Genomic DNA, 19,572 nt, shown 5'->3' with positions numbered 1-19,572 from the left:
ACCAGGGGGGTGGCGCCTGCTGCCAGCAGTCCGGTAGCTATGAGAAGGGTCAGGCGCTTACGGGATCGTCCTGCGCGGTGGTCGTTCACGTGCTCTCCGCTTCCGGCCGGGGGGCGGCCACTTCGGGGCTCAGGAGGTTGCTCACGCCTTAGTTAGGAAACTTTCCTAACCGGGCGGGTGTATTCAAGCACCGCAACGAAGGAACGCCAAGAGGCAGTTCAATGATCAGTTCCGGATCCGTTCGGGTTCGGCCCGAAATCGGCTCCGGATCGGCCCCGAATACGATCGGGGCCGACTCCGGTTCAGCCCCGGCGCAGTTCCTCGAACCAGCTCAGGATCTGCGGGTAGGCCACGAACGGCGACGACATGTGCCCCGCCTCGCCCGCGTGGAGGAGGGGCGCGTGCACCCCGTTCGCCCGCAGTTGCGCCTGGCAGTGCTCGCTGTTGGCGATCGCCACGTCCCGGTCGGTTTCGGTGGCGAAGATCCGTACCGGCACCCGCGGCGTCCAGTCCGAGCAGGTGGAGTCCCCGACGCGCAGCGCCTCGGCGAACGCGCCCGTGGGGTGCTGCAGTGTGTCGATGAAGGCCGGGGTGAACAGCTTGCGCGGGTCGCCCGGCAGCGCGCCGAGGATCTCCTCGTCATTGTGGCTGCCGTCGAAGAGCTGCTCCACGGTCCGGTCGTAAGGCGGCAGGAACGCCTCGGAGGTCGAACCGTAGAGCGGGTACAGGCGGTTCCAGGACGTCGTGAAGTAGCCGAGGTAGTAGGCGGCGATGGCCGGGTCGAGCCGGCCGTCGAACGCGGCCGGAAGCTCCGCGCCGCGCGCGTCGAACGGGCCGCTGACCGGCGCGAGCGCCTGCAGCCTGAAGTACGGGTCGGCTCCGCCCTGCAGCGCCCGGCCGAGCCCCATCGAGGCCACCCCGCCCTGGGAGAATCCGGTGACCAGCACCTGCCGCTGCAGCGTCCGGCCGTGGCCGGCCGCGAACGTACGGGCCGCGCGCAGCATGTCCAGCGAGGCGCTGGTCTCCGTGCCGATGTCCATGTACGGGTGATGTCCGGGGCCGGTGCCCAGCCCGAGGTAGTCGGGGGCCACGGCGGCGAACCCGGCGCCCGCGAACATCACCGCGACCGCGCGGTCCGCGGTGTCCGGGTCCGTGGAGGCCACGCCCTTCTTCTCGGCGCGCGTGCCGTGCTCATAGGAGACGGTCCGCAGCTCGCGGGGCCCGCCGACCGGCAGGGAGACCAGGCCGCTGGCGGTGGTCGGCCGGCCGTCGGTGCCGATCGTGCGGTACGTGATGCGGTACGAGGCGGTCGCGTACCGCGCGCCGGGCACGTCGAATCCCTGGCTCTCGACGTAGGCGTCCGTCTTCGTACGGTTCAGCAGGGCGACGGGCACGGCGGAGAGCAACGTGCCGCGGCCGTCCGCGTGGTGAGCGGCCGATCCCGCGGCGGCGGGGCGGCCGTCGGCCGCGAGTGCGGCGGCCGGCACACCGGCGACGAGGGCGAGGACGAGCGCGGTGGCCGCGGCCCGGGCGATGTGGGTGCTGCGGGCGGTACGAGCGGATCGGGACATGGGCTTCCCCTGCGGTGAAGGTGCGGTGAGCACTGGGTTTCTGCTCCCCTCAGCCTTCCGTCCCGCGCTACGCCGCTCCATGGCCCCACACACCCGACGGGGGTGGGGCCGGCAACACCCCTGCTCCGGGGGGAATCCGGCGTGCCGGTTACCTGACCGCCACGCTCTGCCGCGCCGGAAGGATCCGCCCTTCCATCATCGCGCCCATTCCCCGCGCCACACACCCGTCCGGATGCTCCGCGATCTGCACCCGTAGCCCGGTGGCGGACCGGAGCAGGGAGTCCAGGCCCGGCATCCGGGAGATGGAGCCGCCGAGCGTGAGTCCGCTGTCCGCGATGTCGACCACCAGGTCCGGCGGGCAGCGCCGCAGGACCATGCTGACCCCGTCGAGGATCGGCCGCAGCGGGCCACGCATCGCGTCCCGCGCCGCGTGGGCGTCGGCCGTCACCGAGCGGGCCAGGCCGCTGACGATGTCCCGGCCGTTCAGCTCGACGTCCGCCTCGGCCGCGGGCGCGGTCCCGCCGATCGCCTCGCGCAGCGACTTCACGGTCTGGAAGGACGGCGCCAGTTCGTGGTGGCCGCGGAAGTACTCCACGACGGCCCGGTCGATGGTGTCGCTTCCCACCGGCACGGTCTCGGCGGCCACCACCGTGCCCATCGAGAGCACCGCCACCTGCGTACTGTCGGCGTTCGCCAGCACGATCATGGCCGCTTCCGGGTACTCCACGGGCAGTCCGCAGCCGACGGCCGCCGCGAGCAGCGAGTCCACCAGCTCGACACGGCGCAGTCCGAGGCCCGCCAGCGTCTCGAGCGCGGTGCGCCGCGCGACCGGCGGGGCGTCGTACGGAAGGCTCAGGGCTGCCCTGAGCACCGGGGTGCGCAGCCTGGCCCGGCGCAGTCTGGACCCCGCCACATGCCGGAGCAGACGCCGCGCCATCTCGACGTCGACCACCATTCCGCCCGCCACCGGCTTGATGACGAGGAGGTGCTCCGGCGCGCGGCCGGTCAGCTGTTCCGCGGTGGTGCCGATCGCGACCACCTCGCCGCGCTCGGTGTCGAACGCGACGACGCTGGGCTCGTCGGCGATCAGGCCGTGGCCCCTGAGGTAGACCCGGGTCCTGTCGGCTCCCAGGTCCACGGCGACGGTGCACCGTCGCAAGCGCTCCAGAACCGGTGCCAGGGTCATCACGCGCTCCCGACCCCGGGGAGTTCCCCGGAAGATATGGACGTGGCCGGCCCGTACGACCGGGTGGTCATGCGAGTTCCTGGCTCGCCGCCCGCACAGCGCTCTCCGGCCGGACCTCCGCCACCTCTTCTTCGACGGCGGGTTCGGTGGCCTCGGCAGATTCGATCATCATGCCCAGACCCAGCACGGTGGAGAGCGCGGGGTCCTTCGTGATGTGCACCGGCATGCCGGTCGCGGTCCCCAGCATGGTGTCGAGACCGGGCAGGACGGCGCTGCCGCCGGTGAGGATGATGCCGCGGTCGGCGATGTCGACCACCAGGTCCGGCGGGCAGCGCCGCAGCACCCGGCCGATACCGCTCACCAGCGCGGACAGCGGATCGCGCATCGCCTCCCGCACCCCGCCGGTCTCCAGGTTCAGGGAGCGGGCGAGTCCGCTGGACACGTCCTTGCCGTGCACCTCGGTGTTCGACTGCGGCTCCGCCACCGCCTCGGACAGCACCTGGTGCAGCGGCAGCAGCCCTTGGTGCGGGAGTATCAGATCGTGGTGGATCCGCAGGTGTTCGAGCACCGCGTCGTCCATGGCGTTCCCCCCGACCGGGAGGACCTCGCCCGCGATGATCCCGCCGAAGGAGAGCACCGCGACCTGGGTCTCGGACGCACCGCAGATCACGATCATGCTGCCTTCGGGCTGTCCGACCGGGATCGCGGAACCCACCGCGGCGGCGAGCGGGGCGTGGACCAGTTCCACCTGCCGGGCGCCCAGGTCCGTCAGCGTCTCGGACAGGATCCGGCGTGCCTGCGGTCCTGCGCCGTACGGGACGGCCGCCGCTATCCGCGGTTTGGACTGACGGAGCCAGGCCCTGCGCGCCTTGTCGCCGAGGAGGTGGCGCAGCATCAGGATGCCCATGTCCACATCGACGACGGTTCCGCCGGAGAACGGACGGACCACGCGCACGTATTCGGCGGTACGGCCGGCCATGCGCTCGGCCAGGCCGCCTATCGCGACAAGGCGCCCGTTACGGATGTCGACGGCCACCAGGCTCGGTTCGTCGACGATCAGTCCGGCGCGCTTGGCATAGACGCGGGTCCGTGCAGCCCCCAGATCGATCGCCAAGGTACAGCGGCGCAGATCGTGCAAGCTGTCGGTCACGGTGGTGCCTCTCGAACGGTGGATCCGGCCGCTCGTGCGGCGGCCTTCCCTTCACCATGAGGGCGGCCCCCGGTGATCGCCCGCTGGAATGCGCCGACTGGGGACACGTCAGGTCGGGGCGTGTCAGGACCGTTCGTCGCGAGCGGACGGCGGCCGGAGGCGCGTCCGGCTGTCCGCACCGGGCAAGCACGCCGACGCCGTCCCCGACGACTCGCCCCGCGCAGACGCCGCGCGTTTCACACGTTCGAGTGAAGACCCCGTACGGAGGATTGCCGCCCGCGGCGACCGGCGAGCGGATGGCTCCCGGTCCGTCAGGTCCGCAGGTAGGAGGCGCCGTTGACGTCCAGGACGGTCCCGGAGGCCCACAGGGCGGCGGGCGACGCGAGCCACAGGGCGGCGGCCGCGATCTCGGCGGGCGCGGCGACCCGGCCGAACGGGCTCTGCGCGCGGATCGCCTCGCCGCCGGCGCCGGCCAGCCGGTGGGCGACCCGGTCGGTCTCGATGAAGCCGGGCGCGACGGACGCCACCGCGATGCCGTGCGGTGCCAGTGCGACGGCCAGGGACTGGCCCAGTGCGTGGACCGCCGCCTTCGTCGCGCCGTAGGCGGGATGGTCCGGCTCACCGCGGAAGGCACCGCGCGAGCCGATGTTGACGATGCGGCCGCCGGTGCCCGCGGCGATCATCCGGTTCGCGGCGAGATGACTGAGGTTGGCCGTGCCGAGCAGGTTGACGGCGACATGCCGCTGCCAGGTGTCGGTCCACTCCTCGTAGCCGGTGGTCGCGGGCGGGTGCGGGGTGTTGACGGCCGCGTTGTTCACCAGGACGTCGATGCCGCCGAGAGCGTCGGCCGCATCGGCCGCCAGCCGGGCCGTGGCCGCCGGGTCCGCGAGATCGGCGCCCAGCAGGACATGGCCGGTGCCCGGCAGCTCCGCCAGGGTCTCCTCGGCCTCCTCACGGCGCGAGCCGTAGTGCACTGCCACCCGGTCGCCGTTGGCCGCGAATGCCTGGGCAAGCGCCCTGCCCAGGCCGCGCGAGGCACCGCTGACCAGTACTCGGCGGCCGGTGGCGGGGAACGGTGGGACATCGGTGGCATCGGGTACCGGGCCGGGCTGGTGCATCGCGCGCTGCTTCCTGGAGGGGTGATCGAACCCCCCAGCGTAGGAGAGCCTCGGCGCCCTACCGGCCCGGCCCCGTATCTGTCGCCCCGGTGGTCAGCCGGCGTTGGCGGCGTGGGTCAGGGTCTCCCAGGCCACGAAGAGGTTGTTCGAGCCCGCGGGACGCTGCTGCTCGGTGAGCCGCTGGGTGTTGGCCATCGCGATGCCGAGCCGGTTGTGCAGCGCGTTGAAGCCGACCTCGGTGACCGGGCCGAGGCCCAGGTTGAGGTGTCCGCCGCACAGCGAGGACGGTACGGCCGCGCCGAGCTGGTACTTGGCCTGGAAGCCCAGCGCCTGGCGCAGTCGCTCACCGACCTCGGGATAGAGGTCCTGGCCCTGGATGCGGGTGGTCTCCGCGATGTGCGAGATCGCCGAGATGCCGTAACCGGTGTGGGTGAAGTCGCGGCAGGTCTCCTGGGTCAGGCCCGCGGTGAACGTGCGCTGGCCCTGCCAGTAGCTGATGATCTCCGCGCTGGTGTCGATGCTGCCGCCGGGCGGTGCCTTGGGGAGGGCGCCGTCGGAGGGCAGGTAGATGTAGGCGGGCACCCGGCCGCGGAACTTGGCTATGGCCTTGTCGTAGCTGGCGCGGTCCTCCAGGAAGACCGAGATGCCGACGGCCGCCTCCATCATGCTCAGTTCCCAGTTCCCGTTGCTCTGGGAGCCGTTGATGACCTTCGGAAGGTAGACGTTGCGCAGCATGGTCGCGAAGCGGGTGACACCGGCCGAGGACCAGCCGGCCCCGGTGTAGCGGATGATCTCGGCGGCGCGGGGCCAGGTCGAGCCGGCCCAGCCGGTCTGCAGCGGTGCGTTGCTGTTGGTGTGGTTGGTGATGACCGCGGACCAGGCGTCCATGAGCTGGACGGCCTTGTCGGCGTAGCGGTGGTCCTGGCCGATGTACCAGGCCAGCGCGTCGGTGTACGCGGCGATGGCGTCCTCGCGCTCATCCGTACAGCCGTAGTTGGGGTTGGAGTACGAGCCGCATTCGACGACGGAGCGCGGCTTCGGGGTGCGCGACAGGGATGCGTACGGGCTCGCGAGCATCTTGTCGTAGGCGGCCTTCCAGGGCTGGGCACCCGCCCGGACCTGGGCACGGACGAAGTCGAGCTGACCGCGGCTCACCAGCACACCGGGATGGGCGAACGTGGCGGGGGCGCCGGCGACCGCAGGGCTCTTCGGTGCGGCGGCGACGGTTCGGCTCTGCGGTGCGGCGGATGCCGTCCTGGCGGCGAGGGCAGGGCCCGCGACCAGGCCTGCCGAGAGCAGGCCCGCGACGGCGGCGAAGGCGATGACCAGGGTTCTCCGCCTGCGTGGGGGGCGCGGAGTGGTTCCGGTGCGCATGGGGGGTGCCTTCCGGTGGGGGTGGCGTCAACTCCCCGAGATTCACACCTGTGAACTATGTGCATTGGTATGAACCATCGTGGTGAGAGGCGAAGTTAGAAGAAACCCGTGAACACGTCAAGGATTCGCGTCGACCCGGCCTTCGATTGGCCGGGTTTCGGGCGAAGGATTCCCTTTGACCCGCGGAACGGCGTTCAGAAGATGGAATCGGGGCTCCCGAGGCCCGCCCGGCACCCCGCGAGTGGTGCTCTGCGAGTCGCGCTCCGCCCGTAAGCCTGTTCCCCTGGTAGGACGGATCCGCCCGCTCCCGCGGCGGGCATGTGGAGAGGGCGAGCATGCACACCAGTGAACTGACCCCCGCGATCCTCGAAGGTCTGCGCCGGCCGCGGCCCTATCCGGCGGTCTCGCTGCTGATGCCCACCCACCGGCACCGGCCGGACAACGCCCAGGACCCCATCCGGCTGCGCAACCTGCTCGAGGAAGCGCGCAAGCGCCTCACGGACGACCCGCAGGTCTCGCGCGCGGACCGGCTCGACCTGGAGGGGCAGCTGGACCTGGTGGCTCAGGACGTCGACTTCCTGCACGCGGAGGACGGGCTGCTGGTCCTGCTCGCCCCCGGGGAACGGCACATCTGGCAACTGTCCTCCCCCGTGGAGATCCAGGAACGCCTCGTCTTCGCCAACACCTTCCTCACCCGCAACCTCGTCGCCGCGCGGCTGTACGCCCGCCCGTACTGGGTGCTCGTGGTGTCCGAGGAGGCGACGCTGCTCTGGGAGGGATCCGGCGAACGGCTGGTGCCCGTCGAGCGCCACGGCTTCCCGCTGAAGCCCGGGATCCCGGACCCGGAGGACGCCGTCCCCGGGCCGAACATCGGCTCCGTCCCCGGCCACCAGCGCGAAGAGCGGATGCGCCAGTACCTGCGGTCCGTCGACGCCGCCCTGGACAAGGCACTGAACCAGGAGCGCCGGCCGGTCTTCCTGGTCGGTACGGCCAGCACCGTCACCCTCCTGGCGGAGCTGTCCCAGCACCCGCAGGATCTGGTGGGCCGCCTCGACCGCGCCGGGCTCGACAAGGCGCCCGCGCACGAGCTCTCGGAACGGCTGCGGCCGGTGTTCGAGGAGTACACGGCCAAGCGGAACGCCGATGGGCTGGAGGAGCTCGACTCCGCGCGCGGCCGGCGCCGCTTCGCCGGCGGCCTCGACGAGGCCTGGCGGGCGGTCACCGAGGGCCGCGGATCGCTGCTGCTGGTCGAGGAGCACTTCCAGGCCGCGGCCCGCATCCAGGACGGCCACCTGGTGCCGGTCGAGGGCGGCACGGCGGCCGACGGCGTCGAGGAGGACGTCGTCGACCAGCTCATCGAGGCCGCCCTGGACAAGGAGACCGAGGTCCGCTTCGTCCCGGACGACTCGCTCAGCGACGACGGCCGGGTCGCCCTCGTCCTGCGCTACTGACCGTCCGGTGCCCGCACGGGTGACCGCGCGGCACTGGTGGGCCGATCGCCCGCCCGCCGCCGGAGGGGCCGCGATGGCGACCGCGATCATCTCGGTCGGCCTGCGGCTGACCGGGTACGACGCGGCCTCCGCGGTCTTCCTCGTGGTGGCGGTCGCGGCGTGGCTGCTGCTCGCCGTGCTCTTCGCCGACCGGCTGCTGCTGGACCGCGGCACCTGGAAGGCACAGGCCGGGACCCCGGCCGCGCTCACCTCGATCGCCGCGACGACCGTGCTGGGCACCCGGCTGTCGCTCCAGGGCCGCCAGGGCGTGGCGGCGGCCCTGCTGATCGTGGCCGCCGCGCTGTGGCCGGTGCTGCTGCCGTCCGTCGTCCGGCACTGGAAGCCACGGCTGCCGGGGGCGGGCTTCCTCGTCTGCGTCGCCACCGAGGGCCTGGCCGTACTGGCCGGGAGCCTCGCTCTCGCCGAGCGGCAGACCTGGCTGATGTGGGCGGCGCTGGCGTGTTTCGTGCTGGGCCTGCTGCTCTACGCCGCTGTGCTGCCGCGCTTCGACGTCCGCCAGCTGCGGACCGGCAGCGGCGATCAGTGGGTGGCCGGCGGCGCGCTGGCCATCTCCGCGCTCGCCGGCTCCGAACTCGTCACCGCGTCGGCCGCGAACGGACCCCTGCGCTGGGCCCCTTCGGCGCACGGAACACTGCGCGTGGTCACCGTCGTGCTGCTGGTGCTGGACCTGTGCTGGTTCGCCGTGCTGCTGGTGTGCGAGGTGCGGTGGCCGCGCCCGCACTACGACGTCCGCCGCTGGTCGACGGTCTTCCCGTTCGGGATGACGGCGGTGGCCTGCCTCGCCGTCGCCGCCGCGGCGGACGTCCCGGCGGCGGAGACCGCCGGGCGCGCGCTGCTGTGGCCGACCCTCGCGCTGTGGGTCCTCGCCCTCGCGGGTGCGGTCCGCTCGGCGCGGGCCGGCCAGGGGCCGCCTCCCTAGAACTCCGGGTCGGGCTCCCCCGCCGGATCCTCCGCGTCCTCCGGCTCCGGCAGGTCGCCGAACCCCTCCGGCTCGTCCGCCGCTTCCGGCTCGCGCTCGGTGCCGGAGAGCGTGTCCAGGATCTGCTGCCCGTACTTCGCCAGCTTGTTCTCGCCGACGCCGCTGATCGTGCCGAGCGCCGCCAGGTCCGCGGGAGCGGCCGTGGCGATCTCGCGCAGGGTCGCGTCGTGGAAGATCACATACGCGGGGACGCCCTGCTCCTTCGCGCTGGCGGCACGCCAGGCGCGCAGCTTCTCGAACACCGGCAGCAGTGCCTCGGGCAGGTCGACGGGAGCGGCCCGGCGGGACTTGGCCGACTTCTCCGCACGGGCGGCCTTCTCCGGCTCGCGCCGCAGCAGCACCTCGCGCTTGCGGCCCAGCACCTCGGCGCTCGCGTCGGTGAGCACCAGCGTGCCGTAGTCGCCCTCGACGGCGAGCAGCCCCTGGGCCAGTAGCTGGCGGACGACACCGCGCCAGCCGGACACCCCGAGCTCGGTGCCGATGCCGAACACCGACAGTGTGTCGTGGTCGAACTGGATGACCTTGGCCGTCTTCTTGCCGAGCAGGATGTCGATGATCTGGCCGGCGCCGAACTTCTGGTGGCGCTCGCGCTCCAGCCGCAGCACGGTCGAGAGCAGCTTCTGCGCGGGGATGGTGCCGTCCCACGACTCCGGCGGGGTCAGACAGGTGTCGCAGTTCCCGCACGCGGTGCTCTGCTGGCCGAAGTAGGCCAGCAGCCGCACCCTGCGGCACTCCACGGTCTCGCACAGCGCCAGCATGGCTTCGAGGTGCGTGCCCAGCCGACGGCGGTGGGCCTCGTCGCCCTCGGACGTCTCGATCATCTTGCGCTGCTGCACGACGTCCTGGAGGCCGTACGCGAGCCAGGCCGTGGACGGCAGGCCGTCACGCCCGGCCCTGCCGGTCTCCTGGTAGTAGCCCTCGACGGACTTGGGCAGGTCCAGGTGGGCGACGAAGCGCACGTCCGGTTTGTCGATGCCCATGCCGAACGCGATGGTCGCGACGACCACCACCCCGTCCTCGCGCAGGAACCGCGACTGGTTCGCCGCCCGGACCCGCGAGTCGAGACCGGCGTGGTACGGCACCGCGTCGATGCCCTTGCCCACCAGGAACTCGGCGGTCTTCTCCACCGAGGCACGCGAGAGGCAGTAGACGACGCCCGCGTCACCGGGGTGCTCGGTGCGCAGCAGTTCCAGCAGCTGCTTCTTCGGGTCGTCCTTCGGGGCGATCCGGTACTGGATGTTCGGGCGGTCGAAGCTCGCCACGAAGTGCCGGGCGTCCTTGAGGTTCAGCCGGGACGCGATCTCGCCGTGGGTGGCCTCGGTGGCCGTCGCGGTCAGCGCGATGCGGGGCACCTTGGGCCAGCGCTCGTGCAGCGCCGACAGCATGAGGTAGTCGGGCCGGAAGTCGTGGCCCCACTGGGCGACGCAGTGCGCCTCGTCGATCGCGAACAGCGAGATCGTGCCGCGGTCCAGCAGCCGCAGCGTCGCCTCGGAGCGCAGCCGCTCGGGCGCCAGGTAGAGCAGGTCCAGCTCGCCGGAGAGGAAGGCCGCCTCGACCGACCGGCGCTCGTCCATGTCCTGCGTGGAGTTCAGGAATCCGGCCCGCACACCGAGCGCGGTGAGCGCGTCGACCTGGTCCTGCATAAGGGCGATCAGCGGCGAGATGACCACACCGACGCCGTCCCTGACCAGGGCGGGGATCTGGTAGCAGAGCGATTTGCCGCCGCCGGTCGGCATGAGGACGAGGGCGTCACCGCCCGCGACCACATGATCGATGATCTCCTGTTGCGCCCCTCTGAACGACCCGTAGCCGAACACACGGTGCAGGACGCGCAGCGCGTCGCTCGTCTCGGACGTCTCGTCGAGGGCAGCAGCAGTCATCCGGGCAGTCTACGAGGAGCACGGTGCCCGCCATGACACGATTCCCCGTCCCGGCCGGGTCCGGCCGGGACGGGGACCGTTCGGTGTCAGCGCAGCCGCGCCGCCGCCGGGAGCCCGTCGAACGCCGGGCGCGGGACGGCCGGCGCGCGCAGCCCGCGGGCCTGCGGGGTCACCGCCGCGGTGGAGGTGCGCAGAGCGCCGTAGCCGCCGACGAGCGGCAGGTTCACACCCGAACGGGCCAGGTCGACGGTGATCTTCGGGGTGGTGTCGGCGGGCAGGATCAGCCCGCCGTCGGTACCCGCGACGATGACGGCGAGGCGGTGGCCGGCCGGGATCACATGGTCGGTGGCGGCCAGCTTCAGAGTGATCGTGTACGGCTTGCCCGGGGTCAGCGGCACTCCGTGGTCGAGGGACGCGTAGTGGCCGAGGTCGGCCCAGCCCCGGCTGAACACGGTGTGGTCGACGGTGGTGGTGTCCGCCGCCGTGTCGAGGAAGCACGAGCTGTCACCGGCCGTGCTGTCACCGAAGCAGGAACGGGTGGCCAGGGTCTTGATGCCCTCGCCCGCCCCCAGATAGTTCCGGATGGTCGCCGGGCCGAGGTCGACCAGCACCGCCGACAGGTGCGCGCTGGTGGTGGAGGACGTCGCGGTGACGGTGACCGTGCCGTTGCCGGACAGCCGCAGGTCCTTGGTGAGGACCCCGGTGGTGAACGCCGTCCTGGCGGGGTTGGCGGCGTCGGGCTGGGCGGCCCAGTCCTCCTCCCACAGCGCCGGGTCGTCGGTGAACGACGCGGTGCTGCCGTGGGCGGCGGGCTTCGTGCCGAGGGTGCCGACGCCGGGCGTGGTGCCGGCGCGCAGGTTCAGCCGGGTGCCGGTGGTCGCGGCCGGCCGCCAGACACGGTCGGTGGTCCAGTGGTCGGGGGTGCGCTCGATGTCGGCCATCGGCTCGCGCTCGATGCCGTTGCGCACGCCCAGCAGGTAGTGGTCGAACCAGCGCTGCAGGGTCGGCACCCAGGTGGTGCGGCGGGTGTCGAACGGGTCGACGTGTCCGGTCTGCGACAGCCAGACCTTGCGCTCGACGCCGTTGGCGGCGATGGCGTCCCACCACTGACCGAAGTTCTTCGTGCGGACGTTGAGGTCCTGCATGCCCTGGACGGCGAAGACGCTGGCGCGCACGTTGTCCGCGTCCTTGACGTAGTCGCGCTCGGTCCAGAACGGGGTCCAGTCACCGGTGCGCGGCGAACCGGCGATGATCTTCTGCTGCTGGGCGGCGCAGTGGGCCTGGGCGTCCGGGCTCTCGACGGCGTCCGACAGCCACTCGGGGCCGTCCTGGAGCGGCGCGCCCTGGTGGAAGTAGTAGTCGTACCAGGAGCTGATCGCGCTGATCGGCACGATGGTCCTCAGACCGGCGACCCCCGTGGCGGCGACGCCGTTGGCGATGGTGCCGTCCCAGCTCTTGCCGATCATCCCGACGGCGCCGGTGGTCCAGCTCGCCTTGACGGACTGGCCGCCGGCACGGGCGCTGTAGCCCTTGGCGCGGCCGTTCAGCCAGTCGACGACGGCCTTGGCGGACTGGATGTCGGACCGGCCGCCGACGTCGACACAGCCGTCGGAGCGGTTGGTGCCCGCCAGGTCGACCAGGACGGCGGCGTAGCCGCGCGGTACGAAGTAGTTGTCGTAGAAGAGCGGCGCCTGGACGATGTGGCCGTTGGCGTCGTACGTCTTCAGCTGACCCTCGTTGCCGCGTCCGCAGCAGGAGTAGTAGGGGCTGGCATCCATGATCACCGGGATCTTCCGGCCGGCCTTGGCGGGTTCACTGGGCCGGACGATGTCGACGGCGACGCGGTCGGCCTTGCCGTCCGCGTCGCCGTCGAGTCCGGTGTCCACCCATACCGATTCGCGGATGGCGTCGGCATAGGAGTAGTCGGGTTGGCTCAGTCCTTGCCGTACCGTCCCCGCGTCCCGGGTGTTCGCGTGTGCGGCGGTCGGTGCGGTGAGTACGGCGGCCAGGGCGGCGAGTACTGCCACCACGGCGGATATCCAATGGGTGCGGGTTCCCCGCGCATGTATGAGCACGGGCGGACCGTAGCGGTTGTACCCGCCATGACAGAAGGGGGATACGAGACAACTTCTGGTTCAGCCGGGGCGGTTGTGCCCGGCCCGGTCGTGCGGCACCGGACAGCCGCCCGGCCCGAAGGTGCCCAGTTCCGCGATGTCGAAGCCGTTCCGGTATCCCTTGATCTCCGGGTTCTGGCGGGCGTAGTGCGGAGTGCGGCGCGGCGGCAGCAGCCGGACCGCGCGGGCCCGCAGCCGCAGCGCTCCGCGCACCGCGGCCCGGCCCGCCGGGGACGGCGCCGGGTAGCGGAAGGCGCGCAGCAGCGAGTCGTCGAGCAGCGCGCGGGCACCGGCACGGGCCAGCGGGGCGAGCGGGGCCGGGTACCAGGACGCCATCAGGTCCAGGGTCGCGTCGGAAACCTTGCGGCCGCCCTCGTCCCAGCCGAAGTGCGCCACCTCGTAGGCGTCGAGGAGCGACTCGAACTCCTCGAAGGTCCGCGGGAGTTCCGTGATGCCCAGGTGTGCGCCGAGGGTGCGGTAGTACGCGGCCGTGGCGCGCAGCTCGTGCGGCGACAGCCGCCGCCAGCCGTACACGTCGAGCCAGCGCTTCGGCATGACGACGAACGTGCACAGCACGTACCGCAGATCGTCGTTGCTGATGTCGTAGCGCCCGTGCATCTGGTTGATGCGGCGGATCGCGGTGCGGCCGCTCCCGCTCGCGAAGCCGTGCTCGACGACGGCGTCGAGCAGCAGCGCGGTGTCGTCGTAGCGCTTCTGCGAACGGTCCGTCAGCTCCGCGGTCTCCGCGAGCAGCCGCCCGATGCTGGGGACGGCGTAGGTGCGGTAGAGGGCGAGCTCAAGGGCCCGTGCGAAGTCCCAGGGGAATTCGAGGGTCGCGCTGATCCGGTAGATCCGCAGGAAGTCCCGCTCAGGATCGAGCCGGCGGATCTCGCGTAAGTGGTCGTAGCGTCCCACGGCATACCCCCTGGTTCCCGGCACCGGCGGTAACCCACTCTACGGCCGGCGCGCCCGCGCCGGCCGTAGAAAGTGACGACGGGTCAGCGGCCGCCCTTTCCCTGGTCCAGGCCCGCGCGGCGCAGCGCGTCGGCCATGGCGCCGCCGGGCGCCGGAGCCGCGGAACCGCCGCCGCGCCGGTCACCGCGGTCGTCGCGGGCGCCCCGGCCGCCGCCCTGGCCGCCCGGGCCTGGCCTCCCCGGGCCTGACGGGGCGGGCCGCCCCGGCGCTCGCCGCCACCGCCGCCGCCCTGACGCTGGTCGTCCCGCGGACCGCGCGGCGTGGCCTCGTCCTCCAGCCGCAGCGTCAGCGAGATGCGCTTGCGGGGGATGTCGACCTCGAGGACCTTCACCCGCACGATGTCACCGGGCTTGACGACCTCGCGCGGGTCCGAGACGAACTTCTGGGACATCGCCGAGACGTGCACCAGGCCGTCCTGGTGAACGCCGACGTCGACGAAGGCACCGAAGGCGGCGACGTTGGTGACCACGCCCTCCAGCAGCATGCCGGGCTGCAGGTCCTTCATCTCCTCGACGCCGTCCTTGAAGGTGGCGGTCTTGAAGGCGGGTCGCGGGTCGCGGCCGGGCTTCTCCAGCTCGGCGAGGATGTCGGTGACGGTCGGCAGCCCGAAGGAGTCGTCGACGAAGTCCTGCGGCTTCAGGGCCCGGAGCACGGTGCCGTTGCCGATCAGCGACGGGATGTCCGTCTTGGCCGTGGCGCTGATCCTGCGCACCACCGGGTACGCCTCGGGGTGCACGCTGGAGGAGTCCAACGGGTCGTCGCCGCCGGGGATCCGCAGGAAGCCCGCGCACTGCTCGTACGCCTTCGGGCCGAGCCGGGCGACGTCCTTGAGCGCCTTGCGGGACCGGAAGGGCCCGTTGGCGTCACGGTGGGCGACGATGTTGCCCGCCAGGCCCTCGGTGATGCCCGAGACCCGACGCAACAGCGGCGCGGAGGCGGTGTTGACGTCGACGCCGACACCGTTCACACAGTCCTCGACGACCGCGTCCAGCGAGCGCGACAGCTTCAGCTCGGACAGGTCGTGCTGGTACTGGCCGACACCGATCGACTTGGGATCGATCTTGACGAGTTCGGCCAGCGGGTCCTGCAGGCGCCGGGCGATGGAGACTGCGCCGCGGATGGAGACGTCCAGCTCCGGGAGTTCCGCGGAGGCGTAGGCGGACGCGGAGTAGACCGAGGCGCCGGCCTCGGAGACCACGGCCTTGGTCAGCTTCAGGTCCGGGTGCAGCCGGATCAGGTCGGCGGCGAGCTTGTCGGTCTCGCGTGACGCCGTGCCGTTGCCGATCGCGATCAGGTCCACGGAGTGCTCGCGGGCGAGCTGGGCGAGGGTGGCGACCGACTCGTCCCACTTGTTGCGCGGCACATGCGGGTAGATCGTCTCGAAGGCGGTGACCTTGCCGGTGGCGTCGACGACGGCGACCTTCACACCGGTGCGGAACCCGGGGTCGAGGCCCATGGTGGCGCGGGTGCCGGCAGGTGCGGCGAGCAGCAGGTCGCGCAGGTTGGAGGCGAAGACCCGGACCGCCTCGTCCTCGGCGCCCTGGCGCAGCTGTCCGCGCAGGTCGATGCCGAGCCGGACCAGGAAGCGGGTGCGCCAGGCCCAGCGCACGGTGTCCGCCAGCCAGCGGTCGGCCGGCCGTCCCCGGTCGGCGATGCCGAAGTGGTGCGAGATGCTGCGCTCGTAGCTGCTGGGGCCCTCGCTGGGCTCCTCGGGCTCCAGGGTGAGGTCGAGGACGTCCTCCTTCTCGCCTCGCAGCATGGCCAGCACGCGGTGCGAGGGGAGCTTGGCGAACGGCTCGGTGAAGTCGAAGTAGTCGGAGAACTTGGCGCCGGCCTCCTCCCGTCCCTCGCGCACCTTCGCCACTAGGCGGCCCCTGGACCACATCCGGGTGCGCAGTTCGCCGACCAGGTCGGCGTCCTCGGAGAACCGCTCGGTGAGGATGGAGCGGGCCCCTTCCAGCGCGGCGGCCGCGTCCTCGACGCCCTTTTCCGCGTCGGCGTAACCGGCGGCCACCGTCTGCGGGTCGAGCCCCGGGTCGGCCAGCAGCGCGTCCGCCAGCGGCTCCAGACCGGCCTCACGGGCGATCTGCGCCTTGGTGCGCCGCTTGGACTTGAAGGGCAGGTAGATGTCCTCCAGCCGCGCCTTGGAGTCGGCGGCCAGGATCTGCGCCTTCAGCGCGTCGTCCAGCTTGCCCTGCGACTCCACGGACTCCAGGATCGCGGCCCGCCGCTCGTCCAGCTCCCGCAGGTAGCGCAGCCGCTCCTCCAGGGTGCGCAGCTGCGCGTCGTCGAGGGTGCCGGTGGCTTCCTTGCGGTAGCGGGCGATGAACGGCACGGTGGCGCCGCCGTCGAGCAGATCGACGGCCGCCTGCACCTGTGCCTGCCGTACCCCGAGTTCCTCGGCGATCCTGCGCTCGACCGACGGCCCGACCGACCCTGCAACAGACATCGTCACGATGCTGAACCTGCTCTCTCCGCTGGACTTCTGCGTGCATTATGCCCGCGCGGGCCGGGACGGCGCGGACGGCCCGCAGCCGTACCGCGCCCCCGGCGGAGTCAGACCAGCGTCTTCTCGAACCAGTGGTCGGCGTACTGGCTGTCGTTGTAGGCGGGGATCTCGCGGTATCCGTGCTTGGCGTACAGCGCGCGGGCCTCCACCAGGTCCTTGCGGGTGTCGAGCCGCAGCACGGCCACGCCCAGGATGTCGCGCGCGGCGAGTTCCGCGGCGGCGATCAGTCGGCTCGCGACGCCCTGGCCCCGGGCTTCGGAGCGAACGAACATCCGGGTCAGTTCACCGGTGTCCCGGTCCAGCACCCGCACGCCCAGGCATCCCATCGGCACGCCGTCACGGCGTACGACCAGAAAGTGACCGGTGGGAACGACCAAGTCGTCGCTGAGCTCGTCCAGCAGGACCTGGTCCACCTCCGCGTCGGTCGCCGGCCGGTCGTAGTACCGGGCGACCAGTTCGACGTAGTACTGCCGCAGCAGCGCGGATGCCTCGGGATGCCCCGGCGCCAGGGGGACGGTCTCCCACCGGGCAGCGTGGTCTGTTGTTGCCGTCACGCAGCCCATACTTGCAGGACCGTGCGGGGGTTAGCCCCCGAATATCCGGGGGCTTGGCACCCCAGCGGTTGGGGTGATGCCGTCATGGCTGCTCCGGGCCGCTGATCCGTAGGTTCGACATACGGATTCCGCACGCCAGCATCGAGGAGCACCCATGCCCCCCGTCAGCATTCTCGCAGCCCCTGTCACCGACGCCGCCGACGGCGCCGACTGTCCGGCGGGCAGCGACTTCGCCCCCTTGCTGCGGGTCGTCAAGGAGCACGGGCTCTTCAAACGCAGGCCCGGGTACTACGCCGCCGCGATCGCCCTGAACCTGGTCGCGCTGGGCGCGATATGGAGCGGGGTGCTGCTGCTCGGCGGCTCCTGGCTGGTGCTGCTCCTCGCCCTGCCGGCCGCGGTCTTCGGTGCCCGTACGGCCTTCTTCGGCCATGACGCCGGACATCAGCAGATCGCCCGCAGCCGGGACCGCAACCGGCTCATCGGCCTGGTGCACGCGAATCTGCTGCTCGGTATGAGCTACGGCTGGTGGAACGACAAGCACAACCGGCACCACGCCAACCCCAACCACATCGAGAAGGACCCGGACGTCGAGGTGGGCGCACTGGTCTGGACGCGGGCCCAGGCCGTCGAACGGCAGGGCTTCGCACGCTTCCTCACCCGGCACCAGGCACGGCTGTTCTTCCCGATGCTGCTGCTGGAGGGCATCGCGCTGAAGGTGTCCAGCTTCCAGAGCCTCAAGAGCCGCCCCGCACGCGAGCGCGGCGTCGAGGGCGCCCTGCTGTCCACCCATCTCCTCGGCTACATCTCCCTGTTGCTGATCGCGATGCCGGTCGGCCAGGCCATCGCCTTCGCGCTGCTGCACCACGCGCTGTTCGGTCTGCACCTGGGCTCCGCCTTCGCCCCGAACCACAAGGGCATGGAGATGCCGGAGCCGGGGTCGCGCTGGGGCCATCTGCGCCGTCAGGTCCTCACCTCGCGCAACGTACGCGGCGGGCTGGTCACCGACTGGTTCCTCGGCGGGCTCAACTACCAGATAGAGCACCACCTCTTCCCGAACATGCCCCGCCCGCATCTGCGCCTCACCCAGCCGCTGGTCCGCGAGCACTGCGACCGGCTGGACGTCCGCTACACCGAGACCGGGCTGCTCGACTCGTACGCCCAGGCGCTCAGCCACATGCACGAGGTCGGCGCCCCGCTGCGCGAAGCGGCCCCCACCTCTTAGGGCGAACGCCTGCTGCTCCTAAGGCGTTCCGGGGCGGCCGTCGCCGTACAGCCAGACGGCGAACAGGCCGCTGAGGTCCTTGCCGGACTGCTTTTCGCACCAGGCCGTGAACTCGGCGGAGTCGACGTTCCCGCCCCGGTGCCCGGTGGCCCAGCCGCGCAGGATGGCGAAGAACCGCTCGTCCCCGACGGCCTGCCGCACCTTGTGCAGGACCATCGCGCCGCGTCCGTAGACCGGGGCGTCGGAGACGTTCTCCGGCTTGCCGGGGTCGGCCGGCGGGAACGCCCACTGGGCGTCGTCCCGGTAGGTGGCGTCGAAGTGCTTCTGAACGCTGTCACCGCCGTGCTGTTCGTCCCACAGCCACTCGGTGTAGGTGGCGAAGCCCTCGTTGAGCCACATGTCCTGCCAGGTGCGGGGGGTGACGGAGTCGCCGAACCACTGGTGCGCCAGTTCGTGCACCAGGGTCGGCTCGTCCAGGGTGGTGCCCTTCCGGTCGCCGGGGAACACCGGTTTCGTCTGGGTCTCCAGGGCGTAGCCGACGGTGTCGCCGTCGACACGGTCCACGATGGCGCCGGTGGACGAGAAGGGGTACGGGCCGAACAGCCCGCTCTCCCAGTCGACGATCTGCGGGATCCTGCGGAGCACACCGGACCGCTCCTCGCCCGCCTCGCGGGGGTCGACGGCGACGTAGACCGGCAGTCCCGAGGCTGTGGCCGACCGGGTCACCTGGAACTTCCCGATGGCGACGGTCGCCAGATAGCTCGCCATCGGCTCGGCGCTGTGCCACCGGAACGTGGACCGGCCGCCCGTGGTGCGGGTCTCGGTCAACTCCCCGTTGGACACCGCGGTCAGGCCTTCGGGCACGGTCACCGTGATGTCGTAGGCGGCCTTGTCCGAGGGGTGATTGTTGCCCGGGAACCAGGCCATCGAGCCGACCGGTTCGCCCAGGCCGACGGCGCCGTCGTCCGTACGGACCCACCCTTCGTGCGAGCCGTCGGCGTCCTTGATGGTGCCGGGGACCCCGGAGTACTCGACGACGGTGGTGAACTCCGCCCCCGAACCGATGGCGTGGGCCGGCCGTACGGTCAGTTCGGCCCCGGCGCGGGAGCTCACGGCCCCGGCCCCGTCGACGGTGACCTTGCCGACCTCCAGGCCCGACAGGTCGAGGTTGAAGGTCGGCAGACCCCGCGTGGCACGCGCGGTGATCCGCGCGGTGCCGCGCAGCACCCGGGTCGCGGGGTCGTAGTCCAGGTCGAGGCCGTAGTGCGAGACGTCGTACCCGCCGTTGCCCGCCAGCGGGAACAGCGGGTCGCCGACTCCGGAGGAGCTGTCCGCGGACGGCGGTGACGCGGAGGGGCGCCCTGCGGCGCACGCGGTCACGAGGAGCAGCCCGGAGAGCGCCGCGCGCAGGAGTCGGTGGTGCACAGGT

General features: G+C 71.8%; 13 protein-coding genes and 1 pseudogene. 3 read left to right on the top strand and 11 right to left on the bottom strand.

The window, feature by feature from the left end:
• Positions 1-302: 302 nt before the first annotated feature.
• From C8250_RS37410 to C8250_RS37390, 5 genes are all read right to left on the bottom strand, one after another.
• Positions 303-1,571 carry a lipase family protein gene (locus C8250_RS37410; protein WP_232485096.1) on the bottom strand — a complete coding sequence of 423 codons (1,269 nt, stop codon included), beginning with the start codon at positions 1,569-1,571 and terminating at the stop codon, positions 303-305.
• Between the two features lie 148 nt (positions 1,572-1,719).
• Entirely contained in the window at positions 1,720-2,757 is a 1,038-nt protein-coding gene (locus C8250_RS37405) for a rod shape-determining protein (protein WP_138355221.1), read from the bottom strand.
• Positions 2,758-2,824: 67 nt separating this feature from the next.
• A complete protein-coding gene (locus C8250_RS37400; protein WP_138355220.1) occupies positions 2,825-3,907 on the bottom strand; it encodes a rod shape-determining protein in 1,083 nt (360 codons plus the stop codon).
• Positions 3,908-4,218: 311 nt separating this feature from the next.
• A complete protein-coding gene (locus C8250_RS37395) occupies positions 4,219-5,025 on the bottom strand; it encodes an SDR family oxidoreductase (protein ID WP_138355219.1) in 807 nt (268 codons plus the stop codon).
• Between the two features lie 93 nt (positions 5,026-5,118).
• On the bottom strand, positions 5,119-6,399 hold the full coding sequence (locus tag C8250_RS37390; protein WP_138355218.1) for an alginate lyase family protein: 1,281 nt from the start codon (positions 6,397-6,399) through the stop codon (positions 5,119-5,121).
• A 335-nt stretch (positions 6,400-6,734) separates the two neighbouring features.
• On the opposite strand from C8250_RS37390, the gene C8250_RS37385 reads away from it, so the two are divergent.
• Together C8250_RS37385 and C8250_RS37380 are read left to right on the top strand one after the other, a co-directional pair.
• On the top strand, positions 6,735-7,850 hold the full coding sequence (locus C8250_RS37385) for a hypothetical protein (protein ID WP_138355217.1): 1,116 nt from the start codon (positions 6,735-6,737) through the stop codon (positions 7,848-7,850).
• A gap of 7 nt (positions 7,851-7,857) precedes the next feature.
• The gene (locus C8250_RS37380; protein WP_138355216.1) at positions 7,858-8,829 is read left to right on the top strand and encodes a tellurite resistance/C4-dicarboxylate transporter family protein; all 972 of its coding nucleotides are present in this window, start codon (positions 7,858-7,860) and stop codon (positions 8,827-8,829) included.
• On the opposite strand, the gene recQ is transcribed toward C8250_RS37380, so the two are convergent.
• From recQ to C8250_RS37355, 5 genes and pseudogenes are all read right to left on the bottom strand, one after another.
• The gene (recQ, locus tag C8250_RS37375; protein WP_138355215.1) at positions 8,826-10,769 is read right to left on the bottom strand and encodes a DNA helicase RecQ; all 1,944 of its coding nucleotides are present in this window, start codon (positions 10,767-10,769) and stop codon (positions 8,826-8,828) included. The genes C8250_RS37380 and recQ overlap by 4 nt on opposite strands.
• An 86-nt stretch (positions 10,770-10,855) precedes the next feature.
• Positions 10,856-12,844, bottom strand: coding sequence for a Xaa-Pro dipeptidyl-peptidase (locus C8250_RS37370; RefSeq protein WP_244809619.1), 1,989 nt, complete (start codon positions 12,842-12,844; stop codon positions 10,856-10,858).
• Positions 12,845-12,904: 60 nt separating this feature from the next.
• Positions 12,905-13,798 (bottom strand): oxygenase MpaB family protein, encoded by an 894-nt coding sequence (locus tag C8250_RS37365; RefSeq protein WP_138355214.1) that lies wholly within the window; start codon positions 13,796-13,798, stop codon positions 12,905-12,907.
• A gap of 83 nt (positions 13,799-13,881) precedes the next feature.
• Positions 13,882-16,307: pseudogene (locus C8250_RS37360) on the bottom strand (Tex family protein).
• Between the two features lie 107 nt (positions 16,308-16,414).
• The gene (locus C8250_RS37355) at positions 16,415-16,921 is read right to left on the bottom strand and encodes a GNAT family N-acetyltransferase (RefSeq protein WP_244809617.1); all 507 of its coding nucleotides are present in this window, start codon (positions 16,919-16,921) and stop codon (positions 16,415-16,417) included.
• Positions 16,922-17,075: 154 nt separating this feature from the next.
• On the opposite strand from C8250_RS37355, the gene C8250_RS37350 reads away from it, so the two are divergent.
• Positions 17,076-18,143, top strand: coding sequence for an acyl-CoA desaturase (locus C8250_RS37350; RefSeq protein ID WP_138355212.1), 1,068 nt, complete (start codon positions 17,076-17,078; stop codon positions 18,141-18,143).
• 18 nt (positions 18,144-18,161) lie between these two features.
• Here C8250_RS37350 and C8250_RS37345 read toward each other — a convergent pair whose 3' ends face one another.
• Entirely contained in the window at positions 18,162-19,568 is a 1,407-nt protein-coding gene (locus tag C8250_RS37345) for a M1 family metallopeptidase (RefSeq protein ID WP_138355211.1), read from the bottom strand.
• Positions 19,569-19,572: the final 4 nt, after the last annotated feature.

Origin of the sequence: Streptomyces sp. So13.3 (assembly GCF_005860785.2) — a bacterium.
Classification (GTDB): domain Bacteria; phylum Actinomycetota; class Actinomycetes; order Streptomycetales; family Streptomycetaceae; genus Actinacidiphila; species Actinacidiphila fildesensis.
Note: the sequence above shows the minus strand (reverse complement) of the source record. Positions and strands in the feature narration are given on the sequence as shown.